This window comes from Bacteroides sp. AF39-11AC (genome assembly GCF_003474285.1).
Classification (GTDB): domain Bacteria; phylum Bacteroidota; class Bacteroidia; order Bacteroidales; family Bacteroidaceae; genus Bacteroides.
Window position 1 is genome coordinate 322,073 of record NZ_QROH01000008.1, and the last position, 17,252, is coordinate 339,324.

The 17,252-nt window shown below is 40.9% G+C and carries 14 protein-coding genes and 3 tRNA genes; 4 read left to right on the top strand and 13 right to left on the bottom strand.

Going from position 1 to position 17,252, the window contains the following annotated elements:
• Positions 1-201 precede the first annotated feature (201 nt).
• From DW036_RS18855 to DW036_RS18865, 3 genes are all read right to left on the bottom strand, one after another.
• Positions 202-274: transfer RNA gene (locus tag DW036_RS18855), tRNA-Lys, on the bottom strand.
• A gap of 15 nt (positions 275-289) precedes the next feature.
• Positions 290-361: transfer RNA gene (locus DW036_RS18860), tRNA-Glu, on the bottom strand.
• A 9-nt stretch (positions 362-370) separates the two neighbouring features.
• A tRNA-Ser gene (locus DW036_RS18865) sits at positions 371-457 on the bottom strand.
• Between the two features lie 233 nt (positions 458-690).
• Here DW036_RS18865 and DW036_RS18870 point away from each other — a divergent pair.
• The 4 genes from DW036_RS18870 (at position 691) to DW036_RS18885 (ending at position 3,992) form a co-directional block, all read left to right on the top strand.
• Positions 691-2,034, top strand: coding sequence for an MATE family efflux transporter (locus DW036_RS18870; RefSeq protein WP_118465751.1), 1,344 nt, complete (start codon positions 691-693; stop codon positions 2,032-2,034).
• 61 nt (positions 2,035-2,095) lie between these two features.
• Positions 2,096-2,680: a Crp/Fnr family transcriptional regulator gene (locus tag DW036_RS18875; RefSeq protein ID WP_007663511.1), complete on the top strand. Its 585-nt coding sequence runs from the start codon at positions 2,096-2,098 to the stop codon at positions 2,678-2,680.
• Between the two features lie 242 nt (positions 2,681-2,922).
• The gene (locus DW036_RS18880) at positions 2,923-3,555 is read left to right on the top strand and encodes a YiiX/YebB-like N1pC/P60 family cysteine hydrolase (protein WP_118465752.1); all 633 of its coding nucleotides are present in this window, start codon (positions 2,923-2,925) and stop codon (positions 3,553-3,555) included.
• A gap of 29 nt (positions 3,556-3,584) precedes the next feature.
• Positions 3,585-3,992, top strand: a complete 408-nt coding sequence (locus DW036_RS18885; RefSeq protein ID WP_118465753.1) for a DUF4878 domain-containing protein — start codon at positions 3,585-3,587, stop codon at positions 3,990-3,992.
• 78 nt (positions 3,993-4,070) lie between these two features.
• On the opposite strand, the gene DW036_RS18890 is transcribed toward DW036_RS18885, so the two are convergent.
• The 10 genes from DW036_RS18890 to DW036_RS18935 form a co-directional block, all read right to left on the bottom strand.
• Positions 4,071-4,832 carry a creatininase family protein gene (locus DW036_RS18890; protein WP_118465754.1) on the bottom strand — a complete coding sequence of 254 codons (762 nt, stop codon included), beginning with the start codon at positions 4,830-4,832 and terminating at the stop codon, positions 4,071-4,073.
• A 62-nt stretch (positions 4,833-4,894) separates the two neighbouring features.
• The gene (locus DW036_RS18895) at positions 4,895-5,767 is read right to left on the bottom strand and encodes a helix-turn-helix domain-containing protein (RefSeq protein WP_115501775.1); all 873 of its coding nucleotides are present in this window, start codon (positions 5,765-5,767) and stop codon (positions 4,895-4,897) included.
• 186 nt (positions 5,768-5,953) lie between these two features.
• Positions 5,954-8,275, bottom strand: coding sequence for a TonB-dependent receptor (locus tag DW036_RS18900; protein ID WP_118465755.1), 2,322 nt, complete (start codon positions 8,273-8,275; stop codon positions 5,954-5,956).
• A gap of 172 nt (positions 8,276-8,447) precedes the next feature.
• Positions 8,448-8,789, bottom strand: coding sequence for a hypothetical protein (locus DW036_RS18905; protein WP_118465805.1), 342 nt, complete (start codon positions 8,787-8,789; stop codon positions 8,448-8,450).
• A 42-nt stretch (positions 8,790-8,831) separates the two neighbouring features.
• The gene (locus DW036_RS18910) at positions 8,832-10,577 is read right to left on the bottom strand and encodes a bifunctional UDP-sugar hydrolase/5'-nucleotidase (protein ID WP_118465756.1); all 1,746 of its coding nucleotides are present in this window, start codon (positions 10,575-10,577) and stop codon (positions 8,832-8,834) included.
• Positions 10,578-10,582: 5 nt separating this feature from the next.
• Positions 10,583-12,517, bottom strand: coding sequence for a HAMP domain-containing sensor histidine kinase (locus tag DW036_RS18915; RefSeq protein WP_118465757.1), 1,935 nt, complete (start codon positions 12,515-12,517; stop codon positions 10,583-10,585).
• Between the two features lie 250 nt (positions 12,518-12,767).
• A complete protein-coding gene (locus tag DW036_RS18920; RefSeq protein ID WP_118465758.1) occupies positions 12,768-13,718 on the bottom strand; it encodes a glycosyltransferase family 4 protein in 951 nt (316 codons plus the stop codon).
• A gap of 37 nt (positions 13,719-13,755) precedes the next feature.
• The gene (locus tag DW036_RS18925) at positions 13,756-14,733 is read right to left on the bottom strand and encodes an NAD-dependent epimerase/dehydratase family protein (RefSeq protein WP_118465759.1); all 978 of its coding nucleotides are present in this window, start codon (positions 14,731-14,733) and stop codon (positions 13,756-13,758) included.
• Between the two features lie 69 nt (positions 14,734-14,802).
• Positions 14,803-15,942 (bottom strand): glycosyltransferase family 4 protein, encoded by a 1,140-nt coding sequence (locus DW036_RS18930; protein ID WP_233560492.1) that lies wholly within the window; start codon positions 15,940-15,942, stop codon positions 14,803-14,805.
• Entirely contained in the window at positions 15,929-17,194 is a 1,266-nt protein-coding gene (locus tag DW036_RS18935) for a nucleotide sugar dehydrogenase (protein ID WP_118465761.1), read from the bottom strand. Before DW036_RS18935 ends, DW036_RS18930 begins: the two co-directional genes overlap by 14 nt.
• Positions 17,195-17,252: the final 58 nt, after the last annotated feature.

Below are 17,252 nucleotides of genomic sequence, written 5' to 3' on the forward strand. Positions count from 1 at the left end.
CCTATTAAGATACGTGAATTACTTTGTTGATATGCGCTGCAAAAGTATTAATAAAAATCAGATAAAATCAAATCAAGTCATTTTTTTATTGAAAAACGTATTTTCTTGAACAAAACTGTTTCCCGATAGGTATAAAAGAAAACTGCTCCCGAAAATCATGAAATGTTTCATTCTTTTCGGGAGCAGTTTTCTTATTCTTCGTACACCCTCAGGGACTCGAACCCTGGACCCATTGATTAAGAGTCAATTGCTCTACCAGCTGAGCTAAGAGTGCATTAAAAATTTTCCGTAGTGGATACGAGAATCGAACTCGTATTACATGCGTGAGAGGCATGTGTCCTAACCGTTAGACGAATCCACCGGCTGTTTGCGGAAGCGGGGGGATTCGAACCCCCGGTACAGTTACCCGTACGTCAGTTTAGCAAACTGGTGGTTTCAGCCACTCACCCACACTTCCTTAAACCTGCATTGTTTCTCAAATGCGGTGCAAATGTATGGGAAACTTTTGGACTATGCAAATCTTTCCATCATATTTTTTTCTGACTTTTTTCATGAAAAGAGGTAATCTGTTAAAAGTCAAAAGCAAAGGTCGAAAAAAAAATAATTTATTTGACTCATATCAATTCTTCCCTCCCTCCCATTCCGTACCTTTGCGCGATTTTTCATCACCGGATTTCAAACACATACGAAATGATACATCAGGAAAGCTTAAAAAAGCGACTTGCCAAACTCGCTGCCCCTATCTTTATAGAGACCTTGCTCATCATGATGCTGGGTGCTGTAGATACTATTATGTTGAGCCGCCACTCAGATAGTAGTGTTGCCGCCGTAGGAGTGGTCAACCAGATCATCATGCTTACTTTCCTTGTATTCGAGGTTATCAACCTTGGCACCTCTGTTCTTTGTTCCCAATACCTCGGTGCACGCCTGCAGAAGAAAGTAGTCCAAGTAGTCGGCGTATCCATCCTTGTGAATATAATGATCGGCGTCTCTGTCAGCTTGTTCCTTTTTTCCTGTGCCGGACCGATACTACGCCTTATGGGACTCACTCCCGACTTGATGACAGACGGTATGGACTATATGCGCATCGTAGGTGCCTTCGCTTTCTTCCAAGCTATCTCCCTAACCCTTTCCGCCTCCCTGCGCAGTGCCAACAAAGCCATCTATCCAATGCTGGTAACCGTCGTTGTCAACATACTTAATATCATAGGTAACTACTCCCTTATCTTCGGTCGCTTCGGCTTCCCGGAACTTGGTGTAGAAGGTGCTGCCATTTCCACAGCTTTCAGCCGCGGAGTTTCCATGGTACTACTATTCATTATCCTGTTCCGCAAGCATATCCACCGTTTCCCTGTCGCTTATTTCCGTCCATTCCCGTGGCCAGAGCTGAAGAACCTGATGAAAGTAGGTCTACCCTCCGCCGGAGAACAACTCTCGTATAGCTCATCACAAGTAGTGATTACCTTTTTTATCAATATGCTAGGAGTCGAAGCACTGGCTACACGCACCTACTGCGTCAATATTATCATGTTCGCCTACCTCTTCAGTATTGCCATGGCACAAGGAGGAGCCATCTGCATCGGACACCTCATCGGAGAAAAGAAACCTCATGCCGCCTTCCTCATGGGAAAGTACGTGATGAAAAAATCCGTAATGATCACCGTCATACTTTCTACGGTTCTTGCCATCTTTGGAAACACCATTTTCCACTGGCTGACCTCCAACGAAGAGATCATCCGGCTGGGCACCACCATCCTCATCATCGACGTTATTCTCGAAATCGGACGACCTATCAATATTTTTGCCACGAACGCCCTACGTGCAGCCGGCGATGTCAACTACCCGTTCTACGTCGGACTGGTGGTTCAGTGGAGCATTGCCGTCGTACTAGGATACATCTTTGGTATTCCTTTGGAATGGGGCATCTGCGGCATGTGGGTTGCCTTCCTACTAGATGAAAATATCCGGGGAGCCATCTTCGTGCGACGCTGGTATAGCATGAAGTGGACGACAAAAGGGTTTGTTAAGATTTGATTTAAATCAAATCTTTCGTACCTTTGTGCCCGGAAACGGTTATAAATACCAGCGAACAATTATGGATACATTATTAAAAGAAACAGTTAATGCCACTGTGAACTCCCGTTATCCGGGTATGGCACCTGAGGGTAGAAAACTGATAGAAGATATTCTGATCCGCAAAGAGCTGGAAAAGGGTGAACTCCTATTCAAGGAAGGGCAAGTCTGCCACCACATGGTATTTGTGGGTAAAGGTATGATGCGTCAGTTCTATTACAAAAACGGTAAAGACGTCACCGAACACTTTTCCTACGAAGGCTGTGTCATCATCTGCATAGAAAGTACATTGAAGCAAGAACCTACCCGCCTGATGGCAGAAGCTCTGGAACCTTGCACGGTATACCTCCTCCCCTACGATAAATTCATGAGATTGACAGAAATCTCCTGGGAAATCAATATGTTCTACCGTAAGATACTGGAGTACTCACTCATCGTATCCCAAGTGAAAGCTGACTCCTGGCGGTTCGAAACAGCACGCGAACGCTACAACATGCTGATGCATACCCATCCGGAAGTCATCAAACGGGCACCATTGTCACATATCGCATCTTATTTGCTGATGACGCCCGAAACCCTCAGCCGGGTACGCTCGGGCATACTGTAAAAAGACAATATGAATCTACATTTTTTTGATTTATATCAAATCATATTCCCCAAGAACTCTCTAACTTTGCACCATCAAAAAAGAAATAGAATTAGTTTTTATAAGGAAAGAGATTAGTTTTTAGGGTATAAATTAAAAAAGAGGTAACAATGTATAGAGGTTGTTACCTCTTTTTTCGTTCACTCCACAAAATTCATTTTAAAAACGTGTAGCAATGCAAAGTTATTCATATATTTGTATTAATGGAAATGAAGCCACACGTAGCACTACTAAAAATAACACTGTTGTTCACACTTATACTGGCGGGATGCCAGGGAAGTCCTGATAAAAAGACCCGCCTGCTGCAATTGCCACAGGAATTATTTCGGGATGGAGATATCGCTTTCAGAAGAGGAACAGGGATTACAAGTAGAGTGGTGCTGGCTGCAGACCGTGAAGGAACGTATTCGCATACCGGCATCCTGAAGAAGAAAGACGGACAATGGTATGTGATACATGCTGTGCCCGGCGAACCGGATTTCAAAGACGATCCGGATCGTGTAAAAATGGAAACTGTTGAAGTGTTTTTTGAAGAAAGAAAAGCTATTAACGGGGCCATTATGCGTATAGCGGAGGATTCTGCAAACGCATACAGAGCAGCAGTACGGGCAGAACGGTTATACCATACCCATGTATTATTCGACCATGATTATAATCTGGCAGATACAACGCGAATGTACTGTACGGAATTGGTTGATTTCGTATATAAAAAACAAGGAATAGACTTGCCTGAGGGACGTATCAGTCACGTGAATATTCCGGGATTCAAAGGAGATTATCTCCTGCCTAACGATATTGCACAGAGTAAGCGCCTCTGTTTGATATACTATTTTTAAATACACATTAATCATTTAAAAAAAAGCGTATGAAAAAGGTATTTTATTTTAGTCTGATAGTTATGGCTATGTTTATGATGGCAGCTTGCTCCTCTTCCAGTGGTCCGGGAGATGCGATGAAGAAGTATAGCAACTATCTTATCAAAGGTGACTATGAAAAGTTTGTAGATGGCATTGCTTTAGGTGACAGCGAAACTGCTGATAAACTGAAAGAGCAAAAAGCAGGATTCGTTGCCTTACTGAGAGATAAAGTGGGCAAAGAGTATGAAAAAATGGGTGGACTGAAAAGTATTGAGATTCTATCGGAAGAAATATCGGAAGATGGAAACACAGCAACTGTAAAAATAAAGCAAACCTACGGAAACGGAGAAACACAAGAAGGTACGCAATCGATGGTGAAAAGAGATGGTAAATGGCTAATGTCAATAGATAAGTAAGCTTTTCATCTCAGTATAAGCAACAAGGCGGTTCAGTTAAGAAAAGTATTTCTTACCGGACCGCCCGTTTTATTTTACTTAATAAAGTTCACCCTGCCCTACTTCCGTGAAGAGCTTGGCAAGCTTTTCAATAATAGGTTTCACATAGCGTTCACCTTTCTCAGCCGAAGCTTTCTTGGGGTTCCCTACCCCGCTATCCACTGTAGCTTTATCCCAATGGCGCGGTGCCCAACCCACCTTTTCGTTCAATGAGGGAATAGCAAAAGGCTTAGAATTCCCATCACCTGCCTCACACAGATTTACCAGCTCCGGATGATAGTGCATCATTACGGAAGTTTCCTGCTCACCGGCATGGTCATCTATTTCAGCTTCAAAATAACCTTTCGTGGGAACAAGGCTAAACCAGTCGGTAGCAATAATCAGGAAGTCCGGATAGCTAAAGGCAAGGTCGCGTATCATACCTTTGAAATTATTCCCGCCATGCCCACTGACAATAATCAGTTTACGCATACCCTGAGCATAAAGAGAAGCGACAATATCTTCCAGAATAGCCTGTTGGGTGGCATAACGGGTATGTATGCAGAAGGGAAGTTCACGCTGCCCGGGGTTGTGGGCACCGAATGGAACAGGAGGCATCACCATACAACGTACACCGAAACGTTCCAGTGCCAGCGTAGCAGCGTCTACAGCAATGTCATGGGGCAAAATGCAATCGGTGAGATACGGAAGATGTAAGTTATGAGGCTCTGTTGCGCCCCAGGGAAGTATGACGGCATCATACTTCACATCCTTCACTTTTCCATAGCAGGAAACAGCAAGGTCAATTTCTCTTTTTTCCATGTTTTCTTATTTTTGGGGGTATTTGATACCTGCAAAAATAAAGAATATTCTGACACTGTGTACTATTGCTTACGATATTCTTTCGGAGACATTCCGGTGTGATGCTTGAAATATTTGCCAAAGAAAGACTGGTTGGCAAAATGCAGTTCATCGGAGATTTCCTGAATACTCATTTCGGAAGATTTCAACAAAGCTTTAGCCTCCAGAATAACAAGACTGTCTATCCACTCTCCGGCAGTCTTTCCACTGACTTCTTTTACAGCTGTAGAAAGATGCTTGGCTGTCAGGAACATTTTGTCGGCATAATAGGCAACACTGCGTTCCTGTTTGTACGACTCTGTAATTGCACGGACAAAACGCTCAAAAAGATCCTCTTTCCTACTTTTTACTTTTCTGACAGTAGGCTCATTGCCTTGATAGATGCTATATATCTCATAGAAAAGAGAAAGTATCAATCCCTGAGTAATCTCTTTACGGAAAGGATTGTCTTTCAGTTTTACCTTCTTTTGAAGGAAAGAATAATACTCCTGCACAGCCTCCATTTGTTCCGGATTGAGGCGCACACAGGGCTGCTCTTTAATCATAAAAAACAGAGGAAATAACTGCTGTACCGTGGGGAGCACATCATCTATAAACTGACCGGAGACAACTATGAAAACACCGGTGAAATCGTCCGAACGCTCCACCTGCTGCAAAATCTGTTCAGGCAAAGTAACTACAAGAACACCTTCGGTAAGTTCATGTTCTTTCAAGTTGATACGTATTTTGCAATGCCCTTTCATGCAGAGTGTCAGACAAGATGCATTCAGGCGTGTAGGATAACCGAACAAAGGGATATCTCCTATATTGTCGAATATGGCAAAATCATTCCCAATAAAATCCATTGCCGGAAAACGGCGAATAGTTGCAATGTCTACGTTTTTTATATTTTTCATCTCCCTTTCTTATTTGCGTGGCAAACTTAAACAATATTTCGCTTAAAACCGTCCGAAATATCCTAAAAAAAAGAAAAAGGGAACATTTATACAAGAAAGAGCTTATGAAATTATGCTCTTGCAATAAATTCATAAGCCCATGCAATAAATTTGCAAACACTTGCAATATTAAATTTAGACCTCAGCCTAATTCATTATTTTAAAGCCGATAAAGAATGTTCTTGGCTGCGTTGGCCCATAAAAATAACCGGAATCACGGAACTCACCTTTATCCAGGTCTTTCTGAAAGCTGTTGAAAATATTCTGTACACCAGCATTGAGTTGCAGCTTGATGTGATCATGCAGAACAAAGGTGTAATTTAACTTCAGATTGAGATCAAAGAAATCAGGAGTATTCTCCATACGGTCTTTCTCTATATTGCAGAACGCACCTTCCGGGGCATCTACCGGAGCATAGTGAGGAACAATCATCTTTCCGGTATAGATGCCTGACAAAGAGAAATCAAAGTTCTTCAGCGGTGCGGAAGAGAAAGTGAAATAGCCATAATAATCCGGTGTACGCATCATTCGTTTGGTAGTTAAATCTTCACCATCCACTTCTGTCCAGACCTCATCCTCCGTATAGCGACTACGTTGTGCAGTAAAACCTAACTGGAACTGTGCTTCTTTGCCATGGGCTAGCTTGGCATCCAGATTAACTCCATATACCTGCGCACCACTACCATTACGACGTTCTTTGATCTTATCCCCATTATCATCTTTACCGATATCTTCCAAGACGAATACATGACGCAGATCAGTATAAAAACCTTCCAGCAAAATATTCGCTTGCCAATGTCCGAGATGTGTGCTCCAGTCCACAGAGCCACTATAACTGTTAGAACGCTCTTCACGGAGGTTATCAGCCAACTTAATCTGGACTCCTTCACCACCTACAGCTGTCACATGCAAATCTTCATCATAAGCTTGCGGTGCACGGAAACCGGTAGAATATGTCAAACGTGCCTGGAAATCCTCAGTCGGTTTATAAAGGAAATTGATACGCGGGCTGAAAATCAACTTGTCTATCAGGTTGTGCTTATCGAGGCGGGCACCCACCAACATAGTGAGTTGACGCATCTTCCATTCATTCTGAACAAAGGTACTGGCTATGCGTACATCCTGCTTCATATCACGATGATAACCAGTCATGACATCATGCAGGGAGTTATTCTGATATTCAAGGCCACCGGTAAAAGTAGCAGGAGCAAAGAAGCAATTGTTCATATTGCCTACATACATTCCACCGGCTACCCAGGTCAGATCGTCCGTCTTACCATAAGCATTCATGTCCTGTTGTGCTCCATAATAACTGTTTCTATCCGTATGCTGAATAGAACCATAAAGAGAAATCTTATGCTTATATTCACGCCAGAATAAATCGTAGCTGGCACCACCACTATTAATAATGTGCTTGGTTTGCTCCGTAATATCCGATTCATGCGGTTGCAGATCAAATTTATTACCACCACGACGGAACTCATTAGTAGTATGGTATTCCAGATTGATACGGCTGAAGTGTGTAGGGCGATAGTAAGCGCGGAAACCGAAAGTATTCATATTCAGTTTACCAAGTTCGGAGAAACCATCATCATCACGGTCATAAGGGTTACGATTACGATAACTTTCATACAGGGCAATACCATAAGAGTTATCTTTTGCAACCAGGGAGACGTTACCACCCATATATTGTTCCCACGATTTTCCATCCATGCACGAAAACAGGCTCGATACCTGGAAAGAATTACTGATAGGGTCTTTAGTAATGATATTGATAGTACCGCCTACTGCATTCGCTCCGAACAGAGCAGAACCACCGCCACGCACTACCTCCACACGCTCTATCATATTCACGGGAATCTGTTCCAGTCCATATACACCGCTAAGGGCACTGATAATAGGACGGCTATTTATTAATATCTGAGAATAGGGGCCTTCCAGACCATTGATACGTACTTGTGGAAAGCCACAGTTCTGACAGTTGTTCTCCACACGCAAGCCAGACTGGTAGTTCAGTGTTTTTGCCAAATCTGTAGAATTCACCATCTCAAAGAGCTTGGCACTCATCACATTGACAACTACCGGAGCTTCCTTACGGCTCACTTCATTACGATTGGCAGATACCACTACCTCATCCGTCATGAAACTCTCTTCCTGCATCTGGAAATGTATGACTGCAGTGAAGTCTTTACTGACAGTTACCTCTTTTTCCTGCGTCTTATAACCTACAGCTGATACGCGAAGCGTGTATTTCCCGACAGGAAGTTGACGGAATTCGAACTGACCTTCTTCATTAGAGACTGTTCCCTGACCGCTTTCTTTGATTAATATAGTTGCATAGGGTATATTTTCTTCTGTTCCTTTCACTATCACGTGACCGGAAATCATGTTACCTTCCTTTATAGGATTTACGGCATAGAGGCTGATGCAAACCATAGTAAGCACCAACGCAAGTATATGTTTTTTCATTAATTTGCGCTCAAAAATGTATGTATTGAAAATATGAGTAACAAGCTACGAGCTACAACCTACAAGTGCCTTTCGGTATATTAATGTAGACTAATAATCTGATAAATATTCAGTTTGTATAGCACAGCAACTTGTAACCTGTAGCTTATCAAGCTAAAAGCCTGATGAATAATCATGCCGCGAGCGCCGGCGGAGCACGAAGAGAAACGATCTGCCCCGACTTCCCCTTCACCAAGGATATTAGTTTTTCTGCTTCCAGCACAGCCAGAAGTATCCGCATGGGGTGCAGTTCTTCATATACATCAACCTCCGGAGATTGGAAAGTTGACAAACGACCTATAACGACAAGTTCACTTTTAGAGTGCGTGTGCTTACCGTAAAATGGATGCGAATGGGTAATCAGCACTCCATTGACGTAATGGACATGAGTAAAGGCTGTAATACTTGTCTGATATGCCACAAACAGCACCAACAAGCATACAGCCCCTATAATTCTCTTTATCTTTTTATTCACGTCCCTACAGTCTATTAAAAATTGCGACTGCAAAGATAGTGATTATTTTTCCACTTTTCCAAACAAGTACTCATAATCCCGTTTAGCAGCGGGCTCTACCCATTCTTCCGGAATAAACTTCCATTGTCCCAACGCATGTGGCTCAATCACACCCTTCCTCTCTATATATTGCATCAGGTAATAACGCAAATCTTTATCTGTGGAGAACAGGATACGGTCTTTCAATTCATCCTGAGAAATACCGGAGCCTTTAGTCAATAATTCTCCTCCACCATTACCACGATAGGAATTCAGTGCTACTTTATACATTTTATCCAAAGAGAAAGGAGTTCCATCCGCCATACTGGATATAGTCACCTTTTCTCCCTTGGGTTTCGTTACATCCACCGTATAAATGATACCGGCAGCCGAATCAAAATTGAAACTGAAGTTCTTGAATGAAGCACGATCCGCTGCTCCTTCACGACGCCTCTCACGAAGCAGTAACAAATGGTCATCAGGAGATTTCATCCGGTTTGTCCATAAATCATATGACATCTCCAATGCATCTTTTATCTCCTTACCGGACAATTTCATAGTATAAAGCATATTTTCATACTTATACAGATTGAACATATCGCTTACAAATACATCCCCCTTGCTAATCTCGGTATCATACGACAGAGGAGCAGCAAAAGAAATTTCTGCATTCGTGATTTCAAGTTGCAACATATGGATTAAATCAATAAAAGCCGAAGAGCCGAAATAGGCAGGACGTGTAGAAATCGTTTCAGTAAAACTACCTATCTTCTTGGACACAAAGTCCTGAACATCACTAAATTGCGGTGCAAAACGAGTCATAAAGTCCTTATTTGCAGTATAGTTCTTCATCTCAGTCAGCACTCCGTCGATATGTTTCTCGACTACTTTTCCCTTACGCAATTTCAAAGTAACATCTGCATTCGCCACAACCACTCCCTTACTCGCCGGATTCATAATCAACACAGAGTCTCCCGCTACATTTTTAATCTTTTTCAACTCACGGGCATGATCATGTCCCATCAAAACAATATCAAAACCAGGAACGTTACGGGCCACTTCCAGTGAAGCATTCTCACGATATTTACCACCCATCAACAGAGCATCTTGTCCGGCATGGAAAATTCCGATTACTAAATCCGGATTTTCTTTTTCACGGATAATCTTCATCCATTTGCGGGCTGTCTCTTCCATATCATCAAAGCGCAGCCCTTTCCACAAGTTTTCCGACAACCACACAGGAATAGCAGGAGTAATCATTCCCAGCACTACAATCTTAACACCATCCCGTTCCAATACTTCATAAGGCTTGAAGTGCGTTTTCCCCGTAGCCGTATCAATGATATTAGCACCTAAAACAGGGAATTTGCAATCATCTGCCCAACGGTCGAACACAGCACGTCCGGTTTCTACATCATGATTTCCCATGTTACCGGTATTATACTTCATGTAATTCAATACTTCGGCAGCCAGATGCGGAGAAATGGTATCAATATAATTATAATAGTAAGCACAAGGCTGACCTTGCAGAATATCTCCATTATCCAATAACAGCAGGTTATCCTTATAAGTCTCACGTTCCTTCTGAACAAACTCATACACACGCGCCAGACTTCCCCCTGCCTCATGTCGAAGTATAAAGTCATAAGGGTAATAGTTACCATGTATATCGCTGGTTTCTATAATTTTCAGCTTTACTATTTTATCCTGAGCCAACACGGCTCCTGTCAGGAAGAATATCCACCCTAAGAAAAAGTAAAATCTCTTCATAGTAATTATTTATTTGGTTGTTCTATCTCAAATGGATGCGTAAATACGAATCTTGCTCCATCTGTATATCCGGGATCTACCCAGATCTCTCCTCCCCACTTTTCTACAGTCAGTTTACAGATGGATAAGCCCAATCCTGTGCCTTGCACATATTCATTCAGTTTCTCAAACCGTTCAAATACCAGTTTCTGTTTTTCCAACGGAATACCTGTACCGGTATCTGATACAGAAAAAGTAGCTACTCTCTTCTCATCATCTACTTCCAGCTTCAATGTGATCTTACCGTTTCTGGTGAACTTATCGGCATTGGAGAGTAAGTTTATAATAACCTGTTGCAAACGCTGGGTATCCGTCCGCAAATCCACACTCTCACGATCACATTCAAAAATATACTTATTTTCCGACTTACGAGCCTGACTGACAGAAGCTAATACCTGCTGGCACAGTGGTACTACATCACACTTCTCAATTGTAAACGTAACCCTATCTGCCTCCAGACGCGAAACATCCAGGATATCATTGATCAGGCGAAGCAACAAGTCCGAATTTGTTTTAATAATATCGACATATCCCTGCTGTTCATCCACCGAAGTACCTCCTGAAGCCAATACATCGGAGAATCCTACAATTGCATTCAACGGAGTACGGATTTCATGGCTCATATTAGCAAGAAAAGCACTCTTCAGACGGCTGGATTCTTCAGCACGGTCCTTCGCTTCTCTCAAAGCACTCTCCGACTCCTGCAGTTCATCTTTCAGTTTCTTGGTATGATAGTAGAAGTACAGAGAAACAAACAATCCACTCAGCAATACGACCAAGATAGTACCAACGGTCCAGATATGATATTTATATTGTTCGTAAAACGATGGAGTTTCATTGACCATTTCTATAGGCTGATGAATGAAAGACAGATCCAAACGCTTATCTTTCACAATCTTGCTATCCATCTGCATCTTATTCGGAATTACCTCTACTTCCACCCGGTCGCTGTCCGGTCCCTGCAACAAACGAACTGCCTGATGCGCCATATCCTTACCCAATGCCCGGTAAGAGGGGATCACTCCACCTACGGCCCAATAACCTATGCCTACAGAAGTTATAGAAAAAGTAGGAACATCGCCGGCAGCCTCCATCATCGTATAAGTCGCATTGCGCATAAAGTATCCGTCATACATATCTACGCGCCAAGTGCCCAATAACAATGCTGTGTTGGGAGGCAATTCATGTAATTTATCGCTTATGGTATAAATCGTATTCGTTCGTCCGTCCAGCAGAATAAGATTCAGTTCCGGGTGTTTTTTCATCTCTGCCACTACATGTGCCTGCAGAGAAACACCTCCATAACTATTATCGGAAACAAAAGCAACATTCCTGGTTGCTGGATACAGCTTCTTTATCAGATTAATATTGGCTTCTACATCATATTCATAAACGAATCCGGCTTTCACAGAAGAATTAGGAAAGTCATTAAAAAAATCCACCGCATCAGGCATCCACGTTTTCAGATCGACTGAATCATCCGGTAGAATAATGGCATTACGGCTTGCCAGTGCAGCCAGCACCGGCACATTTCCACGTATGGAATCTTCTTGTGATAAATAAGCTGTCCAAGCCTCTTGACCAATCAGCACAAGTAGTACAGGCGAACGTTTTCCCCGGTATTTAGCAAGAAGTTCCTCCATTTTATTTTTCCATAAAGGAGCTTCAGAAAAACTTTTGCAGTTCATGTTTTCCAGAGATATCGGAGCCTCCCCTCCCAGTCGCTCAAATTCTTCCATAAAGTCGTAAATATTTCCAGAAGTTTGTCGTGCGTCCGGATTATACGAACTGATAATCAATACCGGGTGTTCTCCAGTCACCGCAAAGGCCGATGAAAACCCAATGTGGGATATCAGTAAGAAAAGCAGAAAGCTATATATTATTTTCCTAAATAAGCCCATTCAGTGAATATAGAATTGTTTCGGCAAATATACAATAAAGTTATAAGAATAGAAAAATAGTTGTAGAATTTAAACTATAATAATACAGCGGGCAGTAAGACATAGTTCATCAAACTATATTCTTACTGCCCGCTTTCAGAAATTATGGCATTTTTATCCGTAAGTATTCTGTGAAGATATTACCAGATATAAACAAAGAAAACAGCCCATAGGGAGCTGTTTTCCGACATTAATATATAATCAATTGATATTAAACCTTTTGATGTAAGCTAAAGTACTTCTTCATAAACCATATATAGATAAAGCTAAGCAATAAAATTACCCCCAGCAAGAATATATAACCATAGTTCAAACATCCTATATATCCAATTATTATTATTGCTTGTACCACCATATAAATCAACGAAACCACAACATGAGGCATCTTCAATTCGTTCGCCATCAACTGATACATATGTTTGCGATGAGGTAAACCAATGTTTTCATGAAGCATCAAGCGATGAATGATAGTGAGAACACTGTCGACACCATAAACAGACAACAGGATAATCCAACTGAAATCATCTGTTTTAATAATGAGTCTCCCTATCAGAAAAAGAAGAATAAAAGCGATACTCACAGAACCGACATCACCGGCAAAACACTTCGCCTTCTTACGAAAGTTGAAGAAACAAAATACGAATACAGAGCAAAGGACGGTATAAATTAAATCAGGCTCAACAAAAGTGATTATCTTAGAATTTATATAAGCTAATGCACCTAAAATAACCAATGAATAGCCACCGGTAATGCCGTTGATACCATCCATGAAATTATAAGCATTAATAATACCTGTGCAAACTATCAATGCGATAATTATCCACCACCACGAAAGAGAAAAGAGCCCCCATTGGTAAAACATCAAAGCCATAGCGGTAAAGTGAAACACTAACCGAAAGCCTTGAGAAGTGGAACGAACGTCATCCACAAAACTGATAAAGGTAATTAGGGTCAATGCCAACATGAACCAGGGATAATCCCATTCATTACTCAAGAAATAAGCCAAAGCGCCAAAATAGAAAATGATTCCGCCACCACGCAAAGTAATCCGGGTATGGGAACTTCTCTCATTGGGTTTATCGATGATATTGTACTTATCAGCTATTCTAAAATAAAAAAGTTCTGCCAGAAATAGCAGAACCAATATAATCAGGTAATACATAACCGTACTTGCCCCCTTAATTTTTAATTGTTAATTCTTAATTTGAAAACGATTTTATCGTTTTCATAATCCCATCAGCAGCACGAACTGGCATTTGTTCAATGCCAAGTGCTGCTTTAATCTTCTCATTACTAACCACGTAATTCTCTGTCAGTTTCCGTAGACGTTCAGTATTCAGCGGCAGATGAAGTAAAGTTCCTAAGCCTGCACAACCTTCCATCATCTTCCGGTTCATCTTCCAGATATGAGGTGTTTTACCCATAGCCTCACACATGAGAGCAATCAATTCATTTGTAGATAGAGCTTCATCATCACCCATATGATAAATGCCACTCGCAACATTCTTCGTCAGTAAACCTTCCACCACATAACATAAGTTATCAATCGAAGTGAATGAACGCTTATTTTCAAAATCTCCCAAAGGCCAGGGAATACCTTTCTTTACCACATTATAAAGCAGATTCAGGTTTCCTTTATTGCCCGGTCCATGAATCATGCAAGGTCTCAATATATATACCTGCTTCCTATCATCATGCAGTTTTAATTTTTCATTTTTATTTTTTAATTTATCGAGAATATAATTCTCTGCCGCTATCTTACTCTCCCCATAAGGTCCTATTGGAGTAGGTATCACATCCTCCCTCAACACATCCCCTACTACACTATCGGCAGCAGCCTTCACTGAACTGAAGAATATGAACTTTTTAGCTGTAGATTCCAGAAAGAAATCAAAGATCTTCTGAGTCAGTCCTGTATTGATATCAAAATATACCTGTGCAACAGACTGGTTCTTTGTATCATGTGCTTTACCGGCCAGATGAATGATGGCATCAAATTGTGGCAAACGCTGCATTGGAAAAGAAGTTGATTCAATATTTTCCCAAGCAAAAGTCTTTACTACTCCCTCCTTTTCAGGAGCGACGATATCAAGACCATAAAGAATATGACTTTTTTTTAAGGCAACAACTAGATTGGAGCCCACAAAACCGTGTATTCCTGTAATAAGTATATTCATGAGAATTATTTATTATGAAGCGGATTACAGAACATCTTATTTTCTATCTAGAAATATAATTAATAAGAATTATCGATACAGTGAATGATAAATATCAAAAGTCTGTTGGACTACTTTATCTATAGAAAATTCCTTTTCTGCCAACAGACGAGAATTCACTCCAAACTCTTTTCTCTTCACATCATTATTTATCAATAATTCAATGGCGTCTGCTAAAGCTTCAATGTCTCTAGGCGGAACCAAATAGCCGTTATATTCTGATTTCACACATTCACGACAACCTGGTACATCAGTTGTAACTATCGGACGACCTACCGCACATGCCTCTATCAATGACTTGGGTAGACCTTCTCGGTATGAAGGAAGAACTACAATATCACTATCTGTATATATAAAGAACATCTTGGACTGATACCCTATCCATTCTATATAATCAGTAACAAGAAGAGCCTTCAGCTTTTCTTCTCCCAAAACTGCAAGATTTTCTTTGTCACAATCACCCGCCAATATGAATTTTACCTTCCCCATGAATTTACCTTGAAGAAGTTTAGCTGCACCAATGAACTCCATCACTCCCTTATCTAATAAGATTCTTGCAGGAAAGAGTATTTTCAATGGCACTCTGTCTGGAGCTTTAGAACAAACAAATTCATTCAAATTCACACCAGATCCCTTAATCAGAAAAATGTGAGATAAAGGAACCAAATCAAACTCTCTAATCATATTCACATCATCTGGATTCTGAAGAATAAAAGAGAAGTACTTGCTTTTAAATGTAATACGTATTAGAACCTTTATCAGTTTTTGTAGACCTCCATTGCGACCATTTATAAAATTATATCCCAATCCACTTATGGCATTCACAACATTATGCTGTTTAGACAGCTTTGCTGCAACAGCTCCCAACAATGCCGCTTTCAAAGTAATATGATGGATTATATTCGGTCTGTACTTTCTATAATTTCTATATAATAGAAGAATACATTTCAACTCATGGACAGGATTACTTCCAGAACGGTCAAAAGGAATATCTATAAAATGAATACCTTTTTCCTGTAAAAACTGTTTTTTTCCAGTATCTCGTGATAATAAATAAACGTCATAACCCTGCCGGATAGCATTTAAAGCAAGAGGTAAACGGTGGGAAATAAAGAACCAATCGACATTGGTAACAAAGAAAAGTCTTTTCATTTTATCACAATCTGCCATCAACAGAATCTTTGGGCAAAAAACCTTTAACATCAAACACAACGGACTGCGTCTTTGATAACTCCTTTATATCAATTCCAGAAAATTTTTGATGAGCAACTGCTAAAACGATAGCATCAAATTTTTCTTTAGGTAATTCATTAATTACTTCAATTCCATACTCATGTTTTACTGCATTTAAATTTGCCCAAGGATCATAAACTGTTATATTCAGATTGTATTCCTTCAAAAACTTATAGATATCTATCACTTTCGTATTACGGACATCCGGACAATTTTCCTTGAAAGTAAAGCCAAGTATCAGTATATTGGAATCTAAAACCTGAATCCCCTTCCTCAACATAAGTTTTACCACTTGACTGGCCACATATTCTCCCATACCGTCATTCATTCGCCGACCAGCCAATATGATTTCAGGGTTATAACTATAGCTTTGTGCACACTGAGCCAGATAATAAGGATCTACACCGATACAATGCCCGCCAACCAGTCCTGGCTTGAAAGGAAGAAAATTCCATTTGGTACTTGCCGCTTCCAGTACATCCTGAGTGTCAATACCCATGCGGGTAAATATCTTGGACAGTTCATTAACAAAGGCTATATTGATATCCCGTTGGGAGTTCTCAATGACCTTTGCAGCTTCTGCCACCTTCATCGTGGGAGCCAAATGCGTTCCCGCAGCTATTACAGAAGCATACACCTCGTTCACTTTCTTGCCAATTTCAAGAGTCGATCCGGAAGTCACCTTCTTAATCTTTTCTACCGTATGCAGTTTGTCACCCGGATTGATGCGTTCAGGAGAATAACCCGCAAAAAAATCTATATTGAATTTCAGGCCTGAAACTTTTTCCACTACCGGAATACATTCATCTTCCGTCACGCCCGGATATACAGTCGACTCATATACCACAATATCACCTTTAGAAATCACTTTCCCCACAGTAGTGCTTGCACCATACAGAGGAGTCAGGTCAGGATTATGATTCGGGTCTACTGGCGTAGGAACTGCCACGACATAGAAATTGCAATCACGTATATCTTCAATGTCAGCCGTACATTTAAAGCCATTGACAATAGCAGACTGTAACAATTCATCACTCACTTCAAGGGTAGCATCATGCCCTGCCATCAAGGCATCCACACGAGCCTTATTCATGTCAAAACCTACTGTTTCATATTTAGTTGAGAACAAACGAGCCAAAGGAAGCCCTACGTAACCAAGACCGATTACGGCAATTTTTACTGTATCCATAAGATTTTCAGTATTTATAAAGATTTTAGTATCAAAAAGAAGAGAAAAAGAAAGAATA

Coding starts and splice junctions, on each gene's coding strand:
- DW036_RS18870 (WP_118465751.1), top strand. CDS start 691: ATGATACATCAGGAAAGCTTAAAAAAGCGACTTGCCAAACTCGCTGCC.
- DW036_RS18875 (WP_007663511.1), top strand. CDS start 2,096: ATGGATACATTATTAAAAGAAACAGTTAATGCCACTGTGAACTCCCGT.
- DW036_RS18880 (WP_118465752.1), top strand. CDS start 2,923: ATGGAAATGAAGCCACACGTAGCACTACTAAAAATAACACTGTTGTTC.
- DW036_RS18885 (WP_118465753.1), top strand. CDS start 3,585: ATGAAAAAGGTATTTTATTTTAGTCTGATAGTTATGGCTATGTTTATG.
- DW036_RS18890 (WP_118465754.1), bottom strand. CDS start 4,832: ATGGAAAAAAGAGAAATTGACCTTGCTGTTTCCTGCTATGGAAAAGTG.
- DW036_RS18895 (WP_115501775.1), bottom strand. CDS start 5,767: ATGAAAAATATAAAAAACGTAGACATTGCAACTATTCGCCGTTTTCCG.
- DW036_RS18900 (WP_118465755.1), bottom strand. CDS start 8,275: ATGAAAAAACATATACTTGCGTTGGTGCTTACTATGGTTTGCATCAGC.
- DW036_RS18910 (WP_118465756.1), bottom strand. CDS start 10,577: ATGAAGAGATTTTACTTTTTCTTAGGGTGGATATTCTTCCTGACAGGA.
- DW036_RS18915 (WP_118465757.1), bottom strand. CDS start 12,517: ATGGGCTTATTTAGGAAAATAATATATAGCTTTCTGCTTTTCTTACTG.
- DW036_RS18920 (WP_118465758.1), bottom strand. CDS start 13,718: ATGTATTACCTGATTATATTGGTTCTGCTATTTCTGGCAGAACTTTTT.
- DW036_RS18925 (WP_118465759.1), bottom strand. CDS start 14,733: ATGAATATACTTATTACAGGAATACACGGTTTTGTGGGCTCCAATCTA.
- DW036_RS18930 (WP_233560492.1), bottom strand. CDS start 15,942: ATGGCAGATTGTGATAAAATGAAAAGACTTTTCTTTGTTACCAATGTC.
- DW036_RS18935 (WP_118465761.1), bottom strand. CDS start 17,194: ATGGATACAGTAAAAATTGCCGTAATCGGTCTTGGTTACGTAGGGCTT.